Source organism: Mesorhizobium sp. M7A.F.Ca.CA.001.08.2.1 (genome assembly GCF_003998455.1).
Lineage (GTDB): Bacteria > Pseudomonadota > Alphaproteobacteria > Rhizobiales > Rhizobiaceae > Mesorhizobium > Mesorhizobium ciceri.
Window position 1 is genome coordinate 1 of sequence record NZ_RZPW01000925.1, and the last position, 2,162, is coordinate 2,162.

Below are 2,162 nucleotides of genomic sequence, written 5' to 3' on the forward strand. Positions count from 1 at the left end.
GATGCCGGCGGCAAAATCGGACAGCACCGAAAAGACCGGCTGCCCTCTCGCCTTCAAGGTTTCCACGACCGCTGTCAGGGTCGGATGGTCCGGACCGACCACGGCGATGGCCCTCGATTTCGCCGCCAGCCTGCGCATCTGCAAGGCGATCTCGTCGGGAGCCAGGGAGCTGGCGAAATCGATGCTCGCAACGCCGCGGAAGCGCTGCGATTGCGAGATGGCCAGTTCGAGTTCCCGCGCGAAGTCACCGTAGAAGGCATCATTGCCCCGCAGCAGCAGGAAGCCCAGGCGGTACTCCGGCAACTCCTGGCGCATGCGCTGCTTGATAAGGCCGGCGGCGTGGTAGCCGATGTCGGTAGCGGTCTCGTAGACGCGGCGCGCTGTCTCTTCGCGCACCGGCAGCCGGTTGTTCAGCACGCGGTCGACGGTGGCGACACTGACGCCCGAGATGCGCGCCAGATCGGATATTGTCGGCCGCTTCACCATGCTTGCCTCGTCGGGTTTGCTCGAGCCCTTCGTACATCATCCTGATGGGAAATGATAGAAACTATCTTTATGATGTTGAGTCTATCATCGGTCGGCGTTACTTTGACGCCTGAAGCCAAGGGATTTCATGGCATTCGCTCTGGCGGATGCCTTTGCCGAGGGAGGCAATCATGTCCACTGCGCCGTCCCGGCGTGATTACAGCCTGATCGGCCGCGACGCCAAGCTCGCCGTCGAGACCGGCCTGTCGGCGGCCGAGTGGTATCACACCGACATACCGCGCAAGCAGATGAAGGAGCTGATGCAGCGCTCCGACGGGCCGGCGATCCGCGATACCGCGATCTGGTTCGCCGCCCTGATCGTCAGTGGCGCCGGCGGCGCCTGGCTCTGGGGCACATGGTGGTGCGTGCCGTTCTTCTTCGTCTATGGCGTGCTCTACGGCTCCTCGACGGATTCACGCTGGCACGAATGCGGTCACGGCACCGCCTTCCGCACGCAATGGATGAACGATGCGGTCTATCAGATCGCCTGCTTCATGATCATGCGCAATCCGGTGACCTGGCGCTGGAGCCACACGCGCCACCACACCGACACCATCATCGTCGGCCGCGACCCGGAAATCTCGGTGATGCGGCCGCCGGATCTGGTTCGCGCCATGCTGGGCTTCGTCGGCGTGCTCGACGCCTGGCATGCGATGAGCGATATGCTGCGCAACGCCGCCGGCACCGTCAGCGCCGCCGAAAAGACCTTCATTCCAGAACAGGAACAGCCCAAGGCGATCCGCGTCGCCCGCATCTGGACGGCGATCTATGCCGCCACCGTCGGGCTGGCGCTCTACACCGGTTCGTTCCTGCCGCTGATGCTGGTCGGCCTGCCTAGGCTCTACGGCGCCTGGCACCATGTCATGGTCGGGCTGCTGCAGCATGGCGGCCTGGCCGACAATGTCACCGACCACAGGCTCAACAGCCGCACCGTCTACATGAACCCGATCAGTCGGTTCATCTACTGGAACATGAACTACCATGTCGAGCATCACATGTTTCCGATGGTGCCCTATCATGCGCTGCCGAGGCTGCACGAACTGATCAAGCACGATCTGCCGGAACCGACACCGTCGATCCTGGCCGGCTACCGCGAGATGATCCCGGTCTTCCTGCGCCAGCTGCGCAACGAGGACTATTTCCTCAAGCGCGAGCTGCCGCCGACCGCACGGCCATATCGCGAGGAATTCCACAACGACACTATCGCCGCCGCGGCGGAATGATCGTGCTTCCATCCGATCCAGACTGTTTATTTAACGCAATTCCGGACGGAAAACCGCTGCGCACTTTTTTGCTTTTGGGAGGACTTGAATGAGCGACTGGGTCGAGGCCTGCGCCACCGGCGACATAGACGAGGAGGATGTGATGCGCTTCGACCATGGCGGCCGCACCTTCGCCATCTATCGCAGCCCCGACGACGAGTTCTTCGCCACCGACGGCCTTTGCACGCATGAAAAGGTGCACCTGGCCGACGGGCTGGTGATGGATGACATCATCGAATGCCCCAAGCACAATGGGCGCTTCAACTACAAGACGGGTGACGCCCGCGGCGCCCCGGTCTGCATCAATCTCAAGACCTATCCGGTCAAGGTCGATGCCGGCAAAGTCCTGATCCAGATCGGATGACCGATATGGCG

At 62.3% G+C, this 2,162-nt stretch carries 3 protein-coding genes; 2 read left to right on the top strand and 1 reads right to left on the bottom strand.

Features of this window, described 5'->3' with window-relative positions; translation table 11 throughout:
* Window positions 1-486, bottom strand: a 486-nt coding sequence (locus EN914_RS32985) for a LacI family DNA-binding transcriptional regulator (protein WP_127389567.1), incomplete at its 3' end; no start/stop codon positions are given.
* A 170-nt stretch (window positions 487-656) separates the two neighbouring features.
* On the opposite strand from EN914_RS32985, the gene EN914_RS32990 reads away from it, so the two are divergent.
* Complete coding sequence (locus tag EN914_RS32990) at window positions 657-1,748, top strand: fatty acid desaturase family protein (protein WP_024502008.1); 1,092 nt, start codon at window positions 657-659, stop codon at window positions 1,746-1,748.
* Window positions 1,749-1,836: 88 nt separating this feature from the next.
* Window positions 1,837-2,151, top strand: coding sequence for a MocE family 2Fe-2S type ferredoxin (locus EN914_RS32995; protein WP_013528358.1), 315 nt, complete (start codon window positions 1,837-1,839; stop codon window positions 2,149-2,151).
* The last annotated feature ends 11 nt before the right edge of the window (window positions 2,152-2,162 follow it).